This window comes from Parabacteroides sp. AF18-52 (assembly GCF_003479145.1).
In the GTDB taxonomy this organism is placed as follows: domain Bacteria; phylum Bacteroidota; class Bacteroidia; order Bacteroidales; family Tannerellaceae; genus Parabacteroides; species Parabacteroides faecis.
On record NZ_QUGR01000025.1, the window covers coordinates 47,949 to 69,943 of the forward strand.

Sequence of the window (21,995 nt, forward strand, 5' to 3'; positions counted from 1 at the left end):
CTGAACAGCTAATTTGCACATCAATAATTAATAGATATGTTGAAGAATTTTTTATCTATATGTTTTGTATTGATGATGTTTACCTCTTGCAAGGAGGCATCGTCGGTGATCTCTTTGGCCGGAGAATGGCAATTTGCGATGGATAGTACCGATGTCGGTGTATCGGAAAAATGGTTCGACCGTTCGTTTGCCGATAAAATCCGATTGCCGGGAACGACCGACGAGGCAGGATATGGTATTCCGAACACTTTGCCGCCTTCTATCAGTAAACCGCAGATATTTCATCTTACCCGTAAAAACAGTTATGTCGGTCCGGCCTGGTATTCTCGTGAAGTAACGATTCCATCGGACTGGAAAGAGAAATCTATCGAACTAAAGCTGGAGCGTGTTATCTGGCAGACAAGGGTATGGGTAGACGGGAAGCCGGTATCAGGTTGTTGTGAGAGTCTGATCAGTCCGCATATTTTTGATCTGACGGAATACCTGACACCGGGGAAACATAAGTTGACTGTCCGTGTCGATAACCGGAAACAACATGATATTTCTATCGATGATAAGGCGCATGCCTATACGAATGAAACACAGATCATGTGGAACGGTATTATCGGTGAAATATCTCTTACGGCTAAAGAAGCCCTTTCCATCGAAGATTTGCAAGTGTATCCGGACGTTTCCGGCCGACAAGTGCATGTGAAAGGTAGGATCAATAATCGTGGTGAGGCCACAAAAGGATCTTTGCAGGCTGTAGTACAAAAACAGAAGAATACCCCGATTACGACCGTGACGCGTGATATGGAATTTCCATCGGGAGAATCATTGTTGGACATCACTTGCCCGATGGGTGACTCGATGCAGGTATGGAATGAATTTACTCCGACATTGTATCAATTGGATCTGAAGGTCGAAGCCGGTTCGGTGAGAGCCGGGCGGAGTACGAAGTTCGGTATGCGCGAATTCCGGCATAATCAATCGGACTTGCTGTTGAATGGAAATAAAGCTTTCTTGCGGGGAACGCTCGAATGTTGTGTTTTCCCGCTCACCGGGCGTCCTCCAATGGAGCCCGAGGGATGGAAGAAAGTCTTTCTGACTGCCCGTGAATGGGGATTGAACCATTTGCGTTTCCACTCCTGGTGTCCGCCGGAAGCAGCTTTTCAGGTTGCTGACTCTTTAGGTTTTTATCTACAGGTAGAGCTTCCTCTCTGGTCGTTAAGCGTGGGACAAGATCAGAAAACAAACGAATATTTGTATGCTGAAGCTGACCGTATCCTGTCTGAATATGGTAATCATCCCTCTTTTTGTTTCCTGAGTCTGGGGAATGAGTTGCAACCGGACTTTAATTTCCTTTCCCGGTTACTGAGTTATGTAAAGGCTAAAGATCCGCGTCATCTATATACAACCACTTCTTTCACCTTCGAAGGTGGACATGGTGACTGGCCTGAACCGGACGATGATTTCTTTATTACGCAATGGACTAAAAAAGGTTGGGTACGCGGTCAGGGAGTCTTCGATACCCAGTCTCCTTCGTTCGATAAAGATTATACAGCTTCTGTGGAAGGAATGACAGTTCCGTTGATTACGCATGAGGTCGGACAATATTCGGTATACCCGAACCTGAAAGAGATCGAAAAATATACCGGTGTACTCGACCCTCTGAACTTTAAAGGAGTAAAACAGGAACTGGAAAAGAAAGGATTGTTGGATAAAGCCGATGATTACCTGAAAGCTTCCGGTTATCTGGCTGCCCTTTTATATAAAGAAGAGATTGAACGTGCGATGAAAACGGCCGGATGTAGCGGTTTCCAGCTTCTCGACTTGCATGATTTTCCGGGGCAAAGCACTGCTTTGGTAGGTCTGTTGGACGCATTTTGGGACAGTAAAGGCGTAACCGATGCTGCGATTTTCCGGCAGGCTAGTTCTCCGGTATCTCCTTTGGTACGTTTTCCGAAAGCCGTTTATACCAATGACGAGCCTTTTGCTGCTACGGTTGAGATTGCCAATTTCACAGATAAAGAATTGAAAAATCAATCTGTCTCCTGGTCTTTGAAAGATGACAAGGGTAAAGTGGTGAATGAAGGGACAATGACTTGTCCGTCACTTGCCATCGGATTGAATAAGTTGCCTGAAACGATTACCAGCCCGTTAAATCAACCAGAGGCTGCCCGGTTAACCCTGTCCGTTGTATTGGATAACACTCCTTATAAAAATGAATGGAGTATTTGGGTATATCCGGCTCAACCGGATTTAGATAAAGGAGAGATCATCGTTACGCGTGATCTGAATGAAGCCGTAAGAGCTTTGGCAGGAGGGAAGAAAGTCTTGTATAATCCGGATTATAGGCAAACGGTAGGACTGGAAGGCAAATTTGTTCCGGTTTTCTGGAGTCCGGTTCATTTTCCGAAACAGGCGGGTTCAATGGGTATCTTATGTGATGCGTCACATCCGGCATTCAGCCATTTCCCGACAGGTAATTATACTGACTGGCAATGGTGGTCGTTGTTGAAACAGTCTAAAACAATCGTGACAGATAATCTGCCAGCCGTGACCCCCTTGGTAGAAGTGATCGATAATTTTGCGAATAACCGCCGTTTATCGAATCTGTTCGAGGTGAAAGTCGGACCGGGTAAATTGCTTTTCTGCTCTATGGACCTGCTGTCTGACTGGAAACAGCGTCCGGAAGCACGGCAATTATATTTCAGCCTGCTTGAATATATGAAAAGCGACTCTTTTAGTCCGTCGAACACGATGGAATCGGATGTTTTGGCTCGGTTACTTATAGCGGAAGCCTCTTCAGGAGCGAGTAAACCGGAGGATATTTATTGATTAATGTAAAGAAGGTTACTTATGAAAAAGCTGTTTATTGTATTGTTTGCATTGGTGGCGGGAATGAGTTGGGCACAACAATCCGCTATTACAGTGGGTAGTGATGGGAAGTCGTGGACACTGGCTACACACTCTTCTGTCTATCAGATACGTGTGTCTGAACAGGGGACTGTGAATATGTTTTATTTCGGAGATAAAAGTCAGGATCCGGGAATGCTTCGTTATCCGTTAGGAGAAGAAGTGACGGTGCGAGGTGGTTATTCGGCAACCACTCCGATGCTGGAAGCAGTATTCAAAGACCGGGTGAGGGATATTGAACTGACTTATACCGGAGTGGAACTCCTGACACAGGATGGATATACCACTTTGGTTATTCATCAGAAAGATAAATATTATCCGCTGGCAGTAACGGAATATATCCGTGTTCTCCCGGAGTATGATCTGCTGGAAAAATGGATAGAGGTAAAGAATACGGGAAAGAAAGGGAGTATCGACATTGAAAATGTTCAGTCCGGCACCTTTTTCCTACCGAAAAATGCATATGAACTAACACACTTGTCCGGCAGATGGGGATATGAGTACCAGATGAATGTAACGAAACTGACTCAGGGACTGAAGACGATTCAGACGAAAGACCTGCGTTCATACGGTTCTTCTTTCTTTGCGATAAGGCCGGAAGGCGAGCAGGAGGAGACTTGTGGAGAAGTTTGGTTTGGCTCCTTACAGTATAGTGGGAACTGGCGGATGGATTTCGAGAAATATGCTCCCGGCGAGGTTCAAGTGACCGGAGGTCTTAATTTCTGGGATCAACTCCTGGTCCTTCAGCCGGGAAAAAGTTATACAACCCCTAAGCTGATGGTCGGATATACCAACCGTGGAATGGAGGGTGTTTCACAAAACCTGGCTTCTTTTACCCGCGAAAAGGTCTTATATCCTTCCCATCGCGATCAGGTTCGTCCTGTTTTGTATAATAGCTGGTATGCGACGACTTTTGATGTAAATGAAGAACATCAGTTGGCTTTGGCTAAAATTGCAAAAGAACTGGGTGTAGAGGTCTTTGTAATCGACGATGGCTGGTTTAAAGGTCGTGTGAACGATAAAGGCGGTTTAGGTGACTGGACTGTCGATAAGAAAAAATTCCCTAACGGTCTGCAACCGATGATCGACAAGATCAATGCTATGGGATTGGATTTTGGTATTTGGATAGAGCCGGAGATGGTAAACCCGAACAGCGACCTCTACCGCCAACATCCTGACTGGGTATTCCATTACCCGAACCGGACCCGGCATGAAACACGTAACCAGTTGATGCTTAATCTGGCACGCGAAGATGTCTATCAATATTTATATACCTGTTTCTCTACCTTGCTGCGTGAAAACAATATCAAATTCATAAAATGGGATATGAACCGCGGACTGACTGAGCCGGGTTTCCTGTCTGCACCGACCGACGAGCAGCGGGCGGTCCGTATTAAATATATCGAGAACCTGTACCGTCTGTTTGAAACGCTGCGTGCCGAATTTCCGGAAGTATGGTTTGAGAACTGTGCCGGTGGTGGCGGAAGAGTGGACCTGGGTATGATGGCACGTACCGATTTCTGCTGGGCAAGTGATAATACCGATCCGGTGGAACGTACATTCATACAGTATTCTTTCCTGAATGCGTTCCCTTCCAATTCAATGATCAGTTGGGTGACACAAGAGGACTGGCACGGTCAGAAGCATCCGCTGGAATTTAAGTTTGACGTATCTATGTGCGGGGTGTTGGGAGTCGGCTACGATATAACGAAATGGACCGATAAAGAGAAGGAAACAGCCCGTGAAAAGATAGCTCTTTATAAAGAGATACGGGAAACGGTGCATAAAGGAGATCATTATCGTTTGGTTTCCCCTTATGAAAATAACCGGAGTGTTCTACAGTTTGTCGATAAGCCGAAGACAGAATCTGTCCTGTTCGTTTATAATCTGGCTGAGTATCCTGATAATGTAATCCCGGAGACGAAACGTCCTAAAAAGGTAAAATTGCGCGGTTTGGAACCGGAGGCATCCTATCGGATTGACGGGATGGAAGGACTTTATAAAGGTCGCCACTTGATGAATATAGGAGTCGAGTTCCCATTGTACGGAGCTTTCAAAAGCCGTATCTTCAAAATTGTGAAACAATAATAAAGTAATTATGAGAATGAAAGGAGTATTAGTAACGGTTTTCAGTTTATTGATTTCTTACATGGGGATGGCAAAAGATATAGAAACGCTTTCCCCTGATAAGAATCTAAAATTGAACGTAAGTGTAGATGACGATGTGTCTATGCAAGTTTACATGGGAACAGATCTTCTCTTTGAGGTGAAAGACATTCATCTGGATACCGATCACGGATTGGTTCCGACACGGCGTGCCAAAGTACGTTCCGTAAATCGATCGAGTGTTGACAGGATCGTGGTTCCTGAAATAAAAGAGAAGTTCTCGGAAATACCGGAGAAATATAATGAGACGCTTATCACTTTTAAAGATAAGAGTAAATTGCAGTTTCGTGTTTATAATGAAGGTGTAGTATATCGTTTTATCACAGATTTGGAAGGCGATGTGGTTATAAACGATGAACATGCAGAGTTTATTTTCGACCAATCATCTATATTGACTTTTCAACAAGACTCAAGTATGAATAGTGATTATGAAGCTCCTTATATTGTAAAGAATATAAGTGAGATAGAACAGGGAAAAACAGGTAATCTTCCTGCTTTGCTTCAGACTCCTTCTTCGGTGAATGTCCTGTTTCTTGAATCGGCAACAGAAGATTATCCTTGTATGTGGCTAGGTAAAGGGGAAGAAAATCTGCAGGCTCATTTCTGGAATTATCCGAAAGGCTACAATAGTATTAAAGGAAATTCCAAGAATAGAAGGGCTATTTTAGTATGTGAGGATTATATCGCAAGAATAAAAGGCAGTCGTAGCTTCCCTTGGCGTATTTTTGCTATCGGTAAACAGGAAACGGATCTGTTAACCAATCAGCTGGTCTATCTACTGGCTCCTGAGTGTAAATTAGAGGATACTTCCTGGATTAAACCGGGTTGGGTAACGTTTGATTGGTGGGCAAGACGAGGGCTTTATAATGTAGATTTCAAAGCAGGTATCAATACTGAGACTGCTAAATATATGATAGACTTTGCTGCTAATTTTGGTATTCGTTATTTCCTTTTTGATGATGGCTGGACTTATAAAGAAGATCTTACAAAGACTATTGACGGATTGGATATGCCTGAAGTTGTACAATATGCAACATCGAAAAATGTAGATGTAATGCTTTGGGTTACCTATGATCTTTTTGATTCACAAATGGATGAAGCATTGCATCAATTTGAAAAGTGGGGTATTAAAGGGTTAAAAATTGATTTTATAAATCGTTCAGACCAGGAAGTTGTTAATTTCTACTGGCGCGCTGCTGAGCAGGCGGCTAAACATAAGATGGTTCTTGATTTCCATGGGGCTTATCGACCGGATGGTTTGCGACGTGCTTATCCCAATGTTTTGACGCGTGAAGCTTTGGTTGAGTTTGAACAAAATGGAGGTACCTATAAAGATAATCCTGACCACCATTGTACACTTCCTTTTATTCGTAATGTGGCTGGTCCGATGGATTATATTCCTGGTACATTGAATAATGCAACTAAACAAAGTTTCCGTTTTAATCATGATACACCGATGGGACAAGGTACACGTGCTCACTCAATAGCATTGGCTGTTATTACAGAAAGTCCGATGCAAATGCTGCCTGATCCTCAATCTGATTATTATCGTGAAGAAGAATGTACTCGTTTCTTAACAAAAATTCCCGTCGAATGGGATGAAACGGTTCCTTTGAAAGGAAAAGTGGGCGATTATGTTGCTTTAGCCAGAAGGAGTGGAAATGTTTGGTATGCAGCGGCTATTACTGATTGGACTCCAAGGAATATGGATTTGGATTTTGATTTTTTGGACGAAGGCAGAGAATATACAATGGAGATACTAAAAGACGGTGTAAATGCAGATATCCGTGCAATTGACTATAAGAGAGAAATAGTGAAAATCAAAAAAGGTGATCAAATTCATTTATCCATGGTTTCTGGTGGGGGATGGATCGCTAGGATTTATTAATTAAAAAATCGTAATAGTTAAATATGGATTTTTCTTGGATAGAAAATATATAAATCGTAATATTGTCCATTTATTGATCGGTTTTGTCTATTTATTATTTTCAGAATTAACTGTTATTTTGCAAGCAATAGATTCGGAGTTAGAAAAAGATAATTTTAAGTATAATGCTATTAATCAGCATGTATAGTTTGTTTTAGCGAACGTAGTTCTTGTAGAACTACAGTCTTTATTTTTTTATTAAAGTCTTACCAACCAATAGGTTTATTTTTATTTACATTTTTTGTTATCCCGCCGGAATTACATAACTTCCTATAAATAAGCATGAATAGATAGGCTATTAATTTAGTTCTACAAGAACTACATTCAATATTATGATACGAAATAAATGTAATCATAATTCCAGAAGACTGGAAATGAATTGAGTTCAAAAATAATTAAATCTATTTATTTATGGAATGTGAAATGAAAAGACTAAAAATTTGGAGAAAACTAATTTCTCTTTTTTGTATCTTTTTACTTTTGTCGGTACTTCCTGCCACCGCACAAAATGCAAGTATAAAAGGTCATGTTTTTGATAAGTCGACAGGGGATCCTTTGATTGGAGCAACGATTATGCAAAAAGGGACTCAAAATGCTGTAGTTACGGATCTTGACGGTAACTTTATATTGAATGCCCCCGTTAATAGTGTTCTGGAAATACATTATATCGGTTATAATGTACAGGAAGTAAAAGCTATCGGTTCGAAGACTTTGCGGATAGCTATGGAAGAAAATGTGGTAGCTCTGGGTGAAGTTGTTGCGATCGGTTATGGTACTGCAAAGAAAAAAGACCTTACGGGTTCCATTGCTTCGATTCGTTTGGAAGATTCTCCTCGTATGGCATTGCCGAATATGAACGTACTGGATGCTTTGAAAGGACAATTGCCTGGTTTTGATATTGGTACGACAACCAGTGCAGGTGGTAACCCTAGTGTGAATATCCGGGGGCAGAACTCAATTAAAGCGTCAAATAATCCTTTGTTAGTTGTTGACGGTGTTGTGTTTTTAGGTAGTTATAATGAACTGAATCCTAGTGATATCGCTTCTGTTGATGTTTTGAAGGATGCTAGTTCGGCGGCTGTTTATGGTTCTAGAGCAGCTAATGGTGTTATTTTGGTCACAACTAAGAAAGGAAAGTCAGAAAAGCCTACTGTTCGTTTTGCTGCAACAGTGGGTATTCAGAACGCAACCTCTAAACCGGATATGTTGGATCCGGAAGGATTTTTACGTTTGAAGAAAGATTTGAACATTATGAATGGTGCTTCTGAGTCTGATTTGGCATTGGAGAATTTACTTACTCCGTATGAATATTCTGCATACCAGGAAGGCAGCATTGTAGATTGGTATGACGAGGCAGTTGGAACAGGTATTTCTCAGGATTACCAGATCAGTGTGTCGGGAGGAAGTGAAAGACTGAATTATTATGTATCCGGACAGTATCTGAATCAGAATGGCGTTTTGTATAATGATCAGTTTAAGAAATTCTCGGTTACATCGAAGGTGGAGTCAAAAATTACGGATTGGTTAAAAGTCGGTCTGAATCTGTCTGTCATTAATAAAAATGCCGATGGTGTTGAAGCTGACTTGAGAAATGCTATTAATGGAACTCCTTATTCCTATAAATATGTCCGTTTTGAAGGTTTTGAAGGAATGATGGAGCGTTCTCCTCAGGGACATCAAACAACGATCAACCCGTTATGGCAAACCCGTCAGTTTGATGAAGATCGCAATCAGAATTATCGGAGTTTGGCTTTCGCACGTATTGATTTACCCTGGATAAAAGGCTTGTCTTATACATTTAATTACTCTCTGAACCGTTGGGAAGGACATCAAGCGAGATTCCAGGATGAGACCTATTTTATGAATACCTTGAGCGAAGCCGATTTGCGTGATCAGAGTAAATATCTTAAAGATGCAAACGGATCGAAAGAGCATGTGACACGTACCGATTGGTTTATGAATCATTTGATTAACTTTAACAGGACTTTTAAAGATCATTCTATCGATGTAACTTTATTGGCAGAACGCCAGAGAGAATCAAAAACGTCTTCTACTTTAAGCGCCAAAGATTTTTCAGATGCAGGTTCTACTGCTTTGGGAGTAGATGCATTAGAATTAGGAAATGTTGCCAACAGAGGGGTTGAAACAGGTAAGACAATTCTTTCTCAGCTGGCTTATATGGGACGTTTTAATTATGTTTATAAACAACGGTATCACCTTTCCGGTTCCGTTCGTCGTGACGGGTATTCGGGGTTTGCCGACGGACATAAATATGGTGATTTCTATTCATTGGCAGGTGCCTGGACATTGAGTCAGGAAGGTTTTTTCAGAGATAATATTAAGTTCATCGATTATTTGAAACTCAGATTATCTTATGGTGAAAATGGTAATCCGTCTGTTGGTTCTTACTCGACTTTCTCAAAGATGGGGTCTGGTTCGTATCTTTTCGGAAGTACTTCTGTAAAAACTTCAGCTGCAAGTAATTTGGCCAATAAGAACCTGTCATGGGAAAGAACGGGAGCCTGGAATGTCGGTCTGGACTTTGCTGTATTGAATGAACGATTGAGTGGTAATGTGGACTACTATAATTCAAATACAACGAATTTGTTGTTGAACCGTGCCATTCCGATCATGAACGGTTTCCAGAATGTTTCTGATAACATCGGTAAGATCAATAACTGGGGTGTAGAATTCTCGTTGAACTCTCAGAATATCGTTTCGAAAGATTTTACCTGGTCTACAGGATTGAATTTTTGGATGAATAGAAATAAGATAGTGTCGCTTTACGGGTTGGATGGTGATGGAGATGGTGTAGAAGACGATGATATCGCTAACAACTTATTTATCGGTAAATCACTGGATGCCGTTTATACCTATGTATTTGACGGGATTATTCAAAAGGATGATGTAGAATATATGGCAATCTATGGCGGTCAGCCTGGTGATGTTAAGTTTAAAGACCTGAATGGTGACGGAGTCATTAATGCTGATCATGACCGTGAAATTGTGGGATACAAGAAGCCTAATTTTACAATGACCATGTCGAATACGTTTACATATAAGAATTTTGAACTGTATTTCTTGTTGAACTGGATTGCGGGTGGAGGAAAAAAGAATTATTATATTGCAGAAAACCTTTACGCTTATAATGTTGCGACATTTGGCGGTGGTGGTACTGCTAACTGGTTGAATAAAGAATATTGGATGCCGGAACATCCGTCAAATGAAGTTCCCCGTCCTAACTATTCAAATCCTTATGGATATAAATTTCCTAAACGCCACGATTTCTTGAGATTGCAGGACTTTTCACTGGCTTACCGGTTCGATAAAAAGCTATTAGGTAAAACGCCAATACAAAGTTTAAAAGTCTATATGGCTGCAAAGAATCTGTTGACATTTAGCTCATGGGAAGGACAGGATCCTGAAACCTCAACAGCTTACGCTCATGGAAATCCTGCAATGAGAAATATAACATTTGGTATAGATGTTTCTTTTTAAACAATATAAAGGAGATTAGTATATGAAAAAAATAGCATATTTAGCCCTCTCATTATGTACGTTATTCGCCTGTAATGATGGTGATTTTTTAAGAGAAAACGCTGATGACTTTTTGACTGTCGATAATTCATACCTGAATGCTGCTCAGTTTAGAACAGGTCTAAATGAGTTTTATCGCGTGGTTCGTCAGAATTATAATTTTCAGGATAATCCGGTTTATTTCTTTCATTTTGGTTCGGGTACAGATGTAATGTTTCGTCCGAATAGTGATATAGAACCGTTTACGGACTGGAGCTATGTCAATTCGACAACAGATATTTTTCGTATTGTCTACGGACGTCATTATGGTATGCTCTATAATGTGAATCAGTTGTTGAAACAGACGGAAAATCCGAATGTCCGTTGGAGTAATGAAGAAGAAAAGTTGTCGATTCAGGCTGAAGCACGTTTCTTTAGAGGATATTGTTACCGTTATTTAGCTTGTATGTTTGGTGATGTACCTCTAATTACGGAACCGGTAGAAGAGCCATCCTTGTCATACACTAGAACTCCGCGTGTGGATGTTTATCGTCAGTGTGTTGAAGATTTTGAATTTGCAGCGCAACATTTGCCGACATCGGTAACTGACCCGGGACGTGTAGTTAAAGCAGCAGCTTATCATTATCTGACAGAAATGTGTATTGCTTTAGGTGATGAATCTGGCGACAAAAGTATGTACCAGAAAGCAGTCGATGCAGCATCGATGGTTTTAGATCAAAAAGTAGGAGAATATCACCTAATGACAGAGCGTTTCGGATGGAGAAAAGATGTGGAAGGTAAAGATGCTTTCTGGGATTTGTTTCAGATGAAAAGTACTGATAACTATTCGAACTTCAGCTATCAGACGGGTAATAAAGAAGCTGTATGGGTTATTCAAGTGGATAAGTTTCTAACAGGTGGATTGAATGACGGTTTGTCGACTCGTACAGATCAGGAACGTGTATTTTGGCCATCTTTTTGGGGATCCACAAAATTTGGTTATGATGGTGTGGCGCGTGACTGGACGGGGCGTGGCATTGCATGGTTGCGTCCGACAAATTATTTTAGTTATGATTTGTGGGGTAAGTCCGGAGCGGAAGATCAAAGAAATTCGGAGACAAACATAAATAGAATTTATAAGGCTCCTAAACCGATCGTCGGTGGTGTAGAAGTTGAAAATTACGATACGACTTATGTGACTGAAGTGACACTTGTTGACGGGACTCAATATACGACAAGGTTACGTCCGGGAGACGAAATTAAAAGAGAATGGTTGACTTCCAGACAGGATACGATGGAGCGCTTCTATCCGCGTGTGATGAAATGCGGATCTGACTGGCATTATGCAGCTGAGCCGGCAAACGGATTTGTAATGGAATTCTATGCGATACGTTTGGCTGAGACATATCTGCTTAGGGCGGAGGCCTATATGAAAAATGGGAATAATGATAAAGCAGCCAATGATATTAATACGGTAAGAGCACGTTCGAATGCAAAACCGATTGGTGCAGGACAGGTGGATATTGATTATATATTGGATGAAAGAGCTCGTGAGCTTTATAGCGAAGAATTCCGAACGTTGACGCTTTGTCGTCTGGGGTTGTTGTATGACCGTACAAAGAAGTTCGGTTATGAAGCATCCCGAAAGACAGTTATGGAGAAAAATAATCTCTGTCCGATACCACAATCTGTAATAGATGCAAATTCTCAGGCTGAATTCCCAAATAATCCGGGATTCTGATTATGGTTGTTAACTAACAAATGTAAAGTGAATTATGAAAAATATTAAGATATCAGTTTGGTTTACTGCCTTGTTATTATCCTGTCTGTTTTTTGCCTGTAGCGAAGACGAAGTGGTAGGGTATAAAATAGATTTGAATGGAACTCCTGATTATTATGAATCATTGAATACTAGTGATAAGCTGGAAATTCCAATTAAAATTACGTGTGAAGCAGGACTTAAAAATGCATTTTATAAATTGGCTATTCAGGATGAAGACGGTGATATTAGCATTGGCAGTGCCGTCGATATACCTGTTTCGGGTAATACTTTGGATACAACGATCGTAATACCGGTTTCCAAAGGATTATGTAATGTCGTTTTTGCCGTATATGATAATGAAGGGAAAGTCAATACGCGAACGATCGACATAGAAAGTGTCAAAGATATCCCTTCTCTCTCATTTAAAGATGGAGTGAGTGAGAAGAATACGGCATGTATAGGAATTCCGTTTGTGATTCGGGGGAATGTGAAGAGCGAATATGAATTGACTTCATTATGGGCTGTTACGATAGTAAATGGTTCGGAAAAGGATTCTATACCGATAACATTGACTAATAAACAAGAGGCTGAGTTCGAAGTATCCATACCGGTTGAAGCTAATCTGAGTTCCGTTTTAGTGAAAGCAGCGAATGTATACGGGGGAATTGCTTCGGAGACCTATAAAGTATTGAATATTGTAGATAAAGACTTTGTTGAGGTTCTTTTAGAGAATGGAGCGACAGAACTGGGTCGGATTATAAAAGATGAAAATAATACGGTCAGTGGAAGAGTATCTTCCGGTTCCGATATAGTATCTGTTAAGTATATAATAAAAAAGAATGGAGTTTTAGGTAATGTTCAGGAAGCTGATTTGAGTGATAACCTGGGTAATGAGTCTAAATTTTCATTGAATGTGAAGGGAGAGGCCGGTCTGGAATCTGTCGTTGTTACAGCCGTTAATAAAAGTAATGTCAGCGTTTCGATGGAATATAAGGTTCCGGCGTTGAGAACAAGAATAGTTTATTTGAAAGATGTAGAGATGTCAACAGATCCGGCAGACGGCAAGTGCTTCTTGGCTTTGTATGAAGGTTCTCCTGTATTCGGAACAAATGTAGCTATTCAGAAACAAGATCGTATTGATTTCTATTTGGCGAATAAGGGAAGCGGCGTTCAGCCATTGTCTCCACATGCTTATGGAGCCGGTGATGCTTATTATAATGCTTCTTTACCTTATTTGAAAGGGTTTGCCACTCTGACATATTCATATTTATCTTCAAGGAGAGGTAAGTTATATAAAGAGGAATTTGATAATGTCGTAACCGATAACGAACTGGTAGAATTATTGGAATACCGTATTATGGGAGCTAATCCGGATGGCGAGAATTACAATATCCGGACTGCAAGCCGTAGAGTTGGTGATACGTTCAATGATACGAGTAAGAAGGATGGCGGATTTATTCTGGGATGGGGAAATCATACGCATCCGACAGTTTCTCCTGCTGTTGTTAAAAATGAATCATTCGCAATTTTCTGGGTTAAGAGTGTAACAAAGAAATCTAACGGACATTGGACTATGATTTTTGATGTGAAGTATCCTGTCGAAGACCAGAGAATCAAAAATAATGAAGGTTCTATAACGCCTTATGCACCGTATCCGTTATAAATAGGGGAAGTGTTGTTGTGAAAGTCTTTCCATCCCTTTGGGGATGGAAGCTTTTACATTAGTAAAAAATGATTGACGATGAAATACCTTGTTTTAATAATTTGTTTGTTAGGAATTAATGTAGCAATTTTAGCAGAGGAACCTTTGAAGATAAAGGTTATGACTTATAATCTTCGCTTCGGAGAATTAGCTTCTTTGGAAGAAATAGCTAATTTCATCAATACAGAAAAACCGGACCTGGTAGCTTTGCAGGAACTGGACTGGATGACGGAGCGTGACAGAACCCCTCATCAACATCATAAAGATTTTATTACGGAATTAGGATATCGTACAGGAATGTTTTCCTTGTATGGTAAAACCATCTCATATGCAAACGGATTGTATGGGATTGGGATTCTGACCGGAAAACCTTATGTCAATGTGAAAAAAATAATATTACCGAAGGCTGAAGGTGTGAAAGAGTGGAGAGCCTTGTTGATGGCCGAGATCGAACTCACGGATAAAGATACGATCGTATTTGCTTCTACTCACCTGGATTATACCTCTTCGAATGCACGAAAGGATCAGCTTGATATAATTACAAAAAATCTAGAAGCATCTCATTATCCCGTTATTATTGGCGGAGATTTTAATACGGTTCCGGATTCTCCGGAAATAGTGACTTTCTTTGAAGATTGGTTGAAAGTCTCAGGAGGTGAGCTTACCTCTCCTGCAAAATCTCCTAAAAGAAAAATAGACTATTTATTTGCTTATCCTCAGACTTCCTGGAAGCTTGAGTCTAGCAAAGTTGTCAGGACGCAACTATCGGATCATTTACCTATAATCTCTGAAATCAGTCTGATTTCCGGGGAATGATTATATATAATAATGAATATAAATTGTAACTCTAAATATCATGAAAACGAAATTACTTCTCGTCTTATTATCTATAGCGACCTGGACATATGCACAGCCAGAAGTCCTTATGTCTCCTAACGGGAATATAAAATTCTCTCTTCAGACAGACTCTGACGGTGAATTGGTTTATGCAATATCTTATAAAGATAAACCGGTCATTCTCAATTCTTTTCTGGGTATAAGCGGGTGGGACCGAAATTTGGAGATTGAAGATGTACAACGAACTTCTTTCGATACAGTTTGGAAACCGGTTTATGGTGAAAGGGCGGAAGTGAGAGATCATTATAACCAGCAGGTTTATGTAATAAAGACAGGAGGACGTGGCGACCGCTTGCATGTCATAGTCCGCGCTTACGATGAAGGTATCGGATTCCGGTATAAATATGCTGGGAGTTCGTATTTACGTATAACCTCGGAAAAGACGACATTCTGTGTTCCGCAGAATACCTATGGTTGGTTTGCTCCTTTCGCACAGGCGGAACATAAGAAATTGCCGATCAAAGACTGGCCGGGAGAAGCTGAACGTCCGTTGACTCTCCAGTTGGAGAATGGCTTGTATGCTAGCTTGGCTGAAGCAGAGATGGTGGATTACAGCCGGACAAAGTTTATCGTCAATAAAGGTGAAGAGAACATTATTCGTTGCAAAATGTATGATGCTGTAGAAGAAATTGCACCTTTTGCCACTCCTTGGCGTGTGGTTATGATAGCAGAACAACCAAAGGATCTGCTTGCCAATAACGATTTGATTCTGAATCTTAATAAACCCTGTCAGATAGAGAATACAGATTGGATAAGGCCGGGAAGGATTGTTCGTACCGTTTCACTTACAACAGAGGGAGCTAAGAAAGTTATTGATTTTGCTGTAAAAAGAAAAATCAACTATGTCCACTTTGATGCCGGCTGGTATGGATCTGAAACGTCCAAGAATTCTGATCCGAGGAAATCGGATGTGGATCCTCAACGTTGTAGCGTGAATGATCTGAATATACCGGAAGTAGTACAATATGCTAAAAGCAAAGGTGTAGGTGTGTGGTTGTATGTCAATCAGCGCGCCTTGACGGATTATCTGGATGAAATACTACCTTTATATCAGTCATGGGGCATTGCAGGGATTAAATTCGGTTTTGTTCATGTAGGCACTTTTCGTTGGACTACCTGGCTACATGATGCGGTAAAGAAATGCGCTAAATATAATTTGATGGTAGATATACATGACGAGTATCGTCCGACAGGGTTCAGCCGTACTTATCCGAATCTGTTAACCCAGGAAGGCGTAAGAGGCAACGAAGAATTCCCTGATGGCGTTAATAATACAACTTTGCCGTTCACGCGTTTTCTGGCTGGTGCGGCAGATTGTACGATTTGTTATTTTCACAGAAAAGAGATCAAGGCCGATCTGGCCAAGCGGATGAATACGCGCTCTTTATTGAATACATCTTGTCACCAGATGGCGTTATCCGTAATTAATTACAGTCCTTTACAATTTTTATATTGGTATGATACTCCGGAAGATGTACAGGATGAGCCGGAACTGGCTTTCTTTGATGAATTACCTACTGTATGGGACGATACGAAAGTGCTTAACGGTAGCATCGGCGAATATGTTTCGATAGCCAGAAAAAAAGATAATCGTTGGTTTTTAGGCTGTATCACGAATAATGATGCCCGTAAAATGGAATTACCGCTCGATTTTCTGGAGGGCGGAAAGAAGTATGAACTGACCCTTTACACCGATGGTGGCGAGAAAGTGAAAACCCGGACTCATGTAGCCATTCAAACGAAAAAGGTGACGAGTAAAACAGTCTTGAAGTTGGATATGCTTCCCCGGGGAGGTTGTGCTATGATTATTCGGGAGATGAATTAAGGATCCTATATTAATATCTGTCAGTATGTATAAACTATATAGTCTTTTGCTACTTTTTATCCTATCGGGAGTTTCTTGTTCCGGGGATAAGGTTACGTTGGATACCGGTGCCTCATTGAAATATTGCGAACAACAGGTTAATCGTAGTTTACCTCTGTTGAAAGAGTCATTTAAAATGCCCCGTAATATTTTATCGGATGAGTCTTCCGGCAATTGGAACTGTACTTCCATTTATGACTGGACAAGTGGATTCTGGCCAGGTATATTATGGTATTTGTATGAATACGACCATGATGAAAATATAAAAAAGGAGGCAGAACGTTTTACAGCCGCTTTATATCCTGTGGTAGACAGGAAAACGGATAATCACGATCTGGGGTTTATGATGTATTGTAGTTTGGGCAATGGCTATCGACTGACCGGTAATGAGGAGTATAAGAAAGTATTACTGCGTGCAGCCGATTCTCTGGCAACTTTGTATGATCTGCGTGTAGGAACAATACACTCTTGGCCCGGGATGAGAGAAAAAATGGGCTGGCCTCATAACACGATCATTGATAATATGTTGAATCTGGAACTTTTATTTTGGGCTGCTAAAAACGGAGGAGGTGAGCAGTTGTATAAAATAGCAAACCGTCATGCGGAAGTTACGATGGAAAACCAGTTTAGGAATGATTTCAGTACTTGTCATGTGGTTGTGTATGATACGATTACGGGAAACCGGATCAAGCAAGTTACGCATCAGGGATATGCTGATAGTTCCATGTGGGCAAGAGGGCAAGGATGGGCTATTTATGGTTTTACGATGTGTTATCGGGAAACCCGTAATCCGGCTTTCCTGGAAACGGCCCGAAAAGCTGCTGACCTGTATTTAAGTCGTTTACCGGAAGATATGATCCCTTATTGGGATTTTGATGCTCCAGGATTACCGGAGGAACCTCGGGATGCTTCTGCGGCGGCTGTTGTCGCTTCGGGTTTGTTGGAGATGAGTTTGTATATGCAGGATGAGGTGGATGCTGAGAAATATAAGTCTGCAGCTGTAAAAATACTTGTCTCGTTATCTTCTCCGGCTTATCAGAGCCGTGAGCATAATCAGGCCTTTTTACTCCATTCGACCGGTCATAAACCAAACAATTCGGAGATCGATGCTTCTATCATTTATGCTGATTATTATTATATAGAAGCATTGATTAGATTAGATAAGATAAACAAAACAGGAGCAATTTAACAAGAGACTGGATGAAAGAGAGACGGATATTTCATATGATGATCGGTATTTTGTTATGCGGATGTATCAGTGCACAACAGGATGTCGGTTATTATTTTTATTCACAGGATGATATTAAAAATATAAAACAGTCAGCGCGTACCTCTTGGGGAAAAGAAATTTTGGATAATTTTCGGCAGATTGTTACGGAACGGAAAAGACATCCGATGGAGATTCCTGAATTAGAAGGAGGACACGGGCATGATTATTATTGTCCGGTCCATAATACCCGGTTTGTTTTTAATTGGAACAGTCCAAAAGGCCATTACTGCCGAATGTGTAATAAAGAATGGAAAGGAGTAGATAAGTATGACTGGGCATGGGTAAACTTTGTGCATGCAGAGAATTTGAAGTATCTGATGGCCAATATGTACCTTTTTATTGCAACGGACCAAAAGGAATATGCTCGAAACATTAAAGAACTTCTGTTGGATCTTGCAGGGAAATATCCGGAATATAAGGAACACGACAGGGAACGTCGGTCTAATCCAGGATATGATGGAAAGTTGTTCGGACAAAGTCTGGATGAGGCAGTATGGGCTATTGACGCAGCTCGGGCGTATCTGGTTGCCGCCTCTGAAATGAAGGTTTCGGAACGGAAAAAGATTGCATCCGGCTTCCTTCGTCCTTGTGCAGATCTACTAATGAAAAGTCATGATAAAGGAAACTGGCAAGTATGGCATAATGGAGGTATTATCGCTTTGGGAGTTGCCCTGAAGAATGATAGTATTATTGATGTTGCATTGCATAAACCGGAGTTAGGTTATTATGATATGCTGGAAAAGAATGTATATAACGATGGCTGGTGGAATGAAGGTTCTGTTGTTTATCATTTTTATCCGTTAAGAGGGCTTTTATTGTCGGCTGAAGCATTGCGTTGCCGGAATATAAACCTGTATGACCGGAAATTGATCAATATGTTCTCGTCACCGGTCAATATGTTATATCCTGATCTGACTTTTCCTTCACAAAACGATGGTTGGTATGGGACAACTTTGATATCCCAGTGCGGACTTTATGAGATCATGGCGTTACGTTGCCAGAATCCTGTCTTTGTAAACTTATTGGAATTATGCTACAAGCATGTGAAACGGACTTCGGCAGAGGCACTTATTAATGGTATGGAGTTGAGTGAAGATCCTGAACCATTGCAGCTAAAAAGTTCTTTGTTTCCTGATCTGGGGGTGGGTATGTTACGTTCCGGGAAGCAGACAGTCGCAATTAAGTTTGGCCCGTCGGGAGGTATTCATGGACATCCTGATAAACTGTCCATAAGCATACATGACGGTCATAAGGAACTGTTACCTGATCTGGGGACTACTGCTTATGGTGTTCCGGATTGCCGCTTATGGTATCAGAAGACTTTTTCTCATAACACAGTAACTGTAGATGAAGCCGACCAACTAAAGAGCAGTGGTAATCTACTTCGTTTTGACCCGGCAGAAGATGGTGGAACAATTGTGGCAGAGGCTAACGATGCTTATAAAAAGGTTGGCATGCAACGAGTCATTCATTTAGCAGAGGATAAATTGTCAGATCAGTTCGTTTGCCGATCAGAGAAAGAGCATTTATATGATTATGTACTGATCCTGACTGAACCCGTTGAATTTGGTGGAATAAAAGATGCAAATATACTGAAGAAATATGATCGTATTTCAGAGGTGGTGCGAAAGACAATGTCCGGTCCTGTGACATTTACTTTATCAGGAGGTACACAAATCGTAATTCAGGTAAATTCGCAGGAGAATTATGAATTGATCTCCGGCGTTGCTCCAGGTATTCCTCCGACGGGTATACAAGAAGGAGGTAATGTTTATCCGTTGATTATCCGTGTAAAGGATAAAATATTGGATATAAAGACAAGATGGAAGTTTAGTAATTAATAAATGATGAATATGAAATATTTATATGTGTTATTATTCTTATATTGGTGGTTACCCCCTGTTTTTGCCGGAGAAATAAAAGAAGTGGTAGCTGATGGTATTGTGAAATTATCGATTGGTAAACCCGATAGGTTCACTCCTTATGCTTTTTGTCCGGAGAAGCCTAGGTATGAAGCTATTAAATCTTTACCGGAAGGTGCTGTCCCTTTTTCTTTGGAAGAGATCAGAATGACAATTTCTTCACGAGGATGTCAGATTCGTGTTCCACTGCAGGATGGGGAACAACTTTACGGCTTCGGTCTTCAGATCGGTTCTTTTCAGCAGAGAGGGTTGAAAAAAAAACCGATCGTGAATGATCATCCGTTGAATACATTAGGCTATACGCATGCTCCCCAAACATTCTATATTTCCACTCTTGGATATGGTATTTTGATCAATACTTCTCGTTATACTACTTTTTATTGTGGAACGCATAAGAAGAAAGATTATCAGGAAATTAATACTGTTGCTGATGGGGCTGTATCGACTTCTACTGATGAACTCTATAAAAATGAACGTACGGGTAATAATGTCTATATTGATATTCCGGGAGCCGAGGGTATAGAAATATATGTTATCAGTGGCAGGGATATGCTGAGTGTTGTTCAGCGTTATAATTTATTTTCGGGTGGAGGATGCTTGCCTCCTCTTTGGGGGCTGGGATTCAAATACCGTACTAAGACCGATTTTACTCAAGAGGGAGTACTCAGAACTGTCGATTATTTCCGCAAAGAACAAATTCCCTGTGATGTGATCGGACTTGAACCCGGTTGGCATACGGCTGCTTATTCCTGTTCGTATGTATGGAATAAAGAGCGTTTTCCTGATCATCTGAGTATGCTGTCTGCCTTGAAAGAGAAGAATTTCAAAGTAAATCTGTGGGAACATGCTTATGTACATCCTTCTTCTCCAATTTATGAACCGATGCAGAAATATGCTGGTGATTATTTGGTTTGGAAAGGATTGGTTCCTGACTTTACCTTACAGGAAGCAAGGGATATATATTCAGGGTATCATAAGAAATTAATGGATGAAGGTATAGCAGGTTTTAAACTGGATGAATGTGATAACTCGAATATTTCGACCGGTGATGCTAATTGGGGATTTCCGGAGATGACGATTTTCCCTTCCGGTATTGATGGGGAACAGATGCACCAGCTTTTTGGGGCATTATATCTGAATACGCTGAATGAAATGTATAAGAAAGAGAATAAACGCACATATCAGGATTATCGTGCATCGGGATTGTTTGTTTCTTCTATACCGGCAACACTATATAGTGATATATATGGTCATAGGGATTATGTTCAGATGTTATGTAATTCTGCATTCGGAGGTCTCTTATGGTCGCCAGAAGTACGGCAATCAGGTTCCGAATATGAATTTTTTCATCGGCTCCAAACCGTACTTTTATCTCCTCAGGCAGTGGTGAACAGCTGGTTCCTGCAAAATCCCCCCTGGCTCCAGTATGATAAAGATAAAAATAACCGGAATGAATTTCTTGCAGATCAGGAAAAGATGGAGGACTATACACGCCAGTTGATTAATATCCGTATGCAGTTGATCCCTTATCTGTATGATGCTTTTTCTACTTATTATGAGAAGGGAATTCCTCCATTCCGTCCTTTGGTTATGGATTATCCGTCAGATAAGAAGGCGCAGACTATTTCCGATCAATATATGATGGGAGCTAATTTATTGGTAACCCCCCTGTTTGATAATTCGGATAAACGAATTGTATATTTGCCGGAAGGTAACTGGTATAATTATAATACCAATAAAAAATATGAAGGTGGGCGTGAATATGAAATTACTGTGGGATTCGATGAAATGCCCTTATTTGTAAAGGATGGTACTATTCTGCCGCTGGCTGATCCTGTTCAATATATTACTGAATCTACTGTTTTTAATATTGTTTGTCATGTCTATGGGAATACAAAAAAAAATGTAACTTTGTTTGAAGATGATGGTGTAAGTTATAATTACAGGAAAGGTGAATATAATCTTCTTTCATTGTGGATAGAGAAAGGTAAAGGTAGAGTGAAGCGTTCCGGGAATTATAAAGGAAAAAGATATCATATTAAAGATTGGGTATTTATTGAATAAAAAAGAG

The 21,995-nt window shown here is 40.7% G+C and carries 11 protein-coding genes; all 11 read left to right on the top strand.

Features of this window, described 5'->3' with window-relative positions:
* Positions 1-36: 36 nt before the first annotated feature.
* Positions 37-2,820 carry a sugar-binding domain-containing protein gene (locus DWX23_RS23305; protein WP_122376265.1) on the top strand — a complete coding sequence of 928 codons (2,784 nt, stop codon included), beginning with the start codon at positions 37-39 and terminating at the stop codon, positions 2,818-2,820.
* Positions 2,821-2,841: 21 nt separating this feature from the next.
* The gene (locus tag DWX23_RS23310; RefSeq protein WP_122376266.1) at positions 2,842-4,986 is read left to right on the top strand and encodes an alpha-galactosidase; all 2,145 of its coding nucleotides are present in this window, start codon (positions 2,842-2,844) and stop codon (positions 4,984-4,986) included.
* Between the two features lie 16 nt (positions 4,987-5,002).
* On the top strand, positions 5,003-6,952 hold the full coding sequence (locus DWX23_RS23315) for a glycoside hydrolase family 97 protein (protein WP_199673376.1): 1,950 nt from the start codon (positions 5,003-5,005) through the stop codon (positions 6,950-6,952).
* A 462-nt stretch (positions 6,953-7,414) separates the two neighbouring features.
* Positions 7,415-10,489: a TonB-dependent receptor gene (locus DWX23_RS23320; RefSeq protein WP_158607118.1), complete on the top strand. Its 3,075-nt coding sequence runs from the start codon at positions 7,415-7,417 to the stop codon at positions 10,487-10,489.
* Between the two features lie 22 nt (positions 10,490-10,511).
* A complete protein-coding gene (locus DWX23_RS23325; protein ID WP_122376269.1) occupies positions 10,512-12,248 on the top strand; it encodes a RagB/SusD family nutrient uptake outer membrane protein in 1,737 nt (578 codons plus the stop codon).
* 34 nt (positions 12,249-12,282) lie between these two features.
* Positions 12,283-13,932 carry a hypothetical protein gene (locus tag DWX23_RS23330; protein WP_122376270.1) on the top strand — a complete coding sequence of 550 codons (1,650 nt, stop codon included), beginning with the start codon at positions 12,283-12,285 and terminating at the stop codon, positions 13,930-13,932.
* A gap of 78 nt (positions 13,933-14,010) precedes the next feature.
* On the top strand, positions 14,011-14,787 hold the full coding sequence (locus DWX23_RS23335; protein WP_122376271.1) for an endonuclease/exonuclease/phosphatase family protein: 777 nt from the start codon (positions 14,011-14,013) through the stop codon (positions 14,785-14,787).
* Positions 14,788-14,827: 40 nt separating this feature from the next.
* The gene (locus DWX23_RS23340) at positions 14,828-16,693 is read left to right on the top strand and encodes a glycoside hydrolase family 97 protein (protein ID WP_122376272.1); all 1,866 of its coding nucleotides are present in this window, start codon (positions 14,828-14,830) and stop codon (positions 16,691-16,693) included.
* 25 nt (positions 16,694-16,718) lie between these two features.
* Positions 16,719-17,921 carry a glycoside hydrolase family 88 protein gene (locus DWX23_RS23345; RefSeq protein ID WP_122376273.1) on the top strand — a complete coding sequence of 401 codons (1,203 nt, stop codon included), beginning with the start codon at positions 16,719-16,721 and terminating at the stop codon, positions 17,919-17,921.
* A gap of 11 nt (positions 17,922-17,932) precedes the next feature.
* Positions 17,933-19,843: a heparinase II/III family protein gene (locus DWX23_RS23350; protein ID WP_122376274.1), complete on the top strand. Its 1,911-nt coding sequence runs from the start codon at positions 17,933-17,935 to the stop codon at positions 19,841-19,843.
* 12 nt (positions 19,844-19,855) lie between these two features.
* Positions 19,856-21,988, top strand: a complete 2,133-nt coding sequence (locus DWX23_RS23355; RefSeq protein WP_122376282.1) for a TIM-barrel domain-containing protein — start codon at positions 19,856-19,858, stop codon at positions 21,986-21,988.
* The last annotated feature ends 7 nt before the right edge of the window (positions 21,989-21,995 follow it).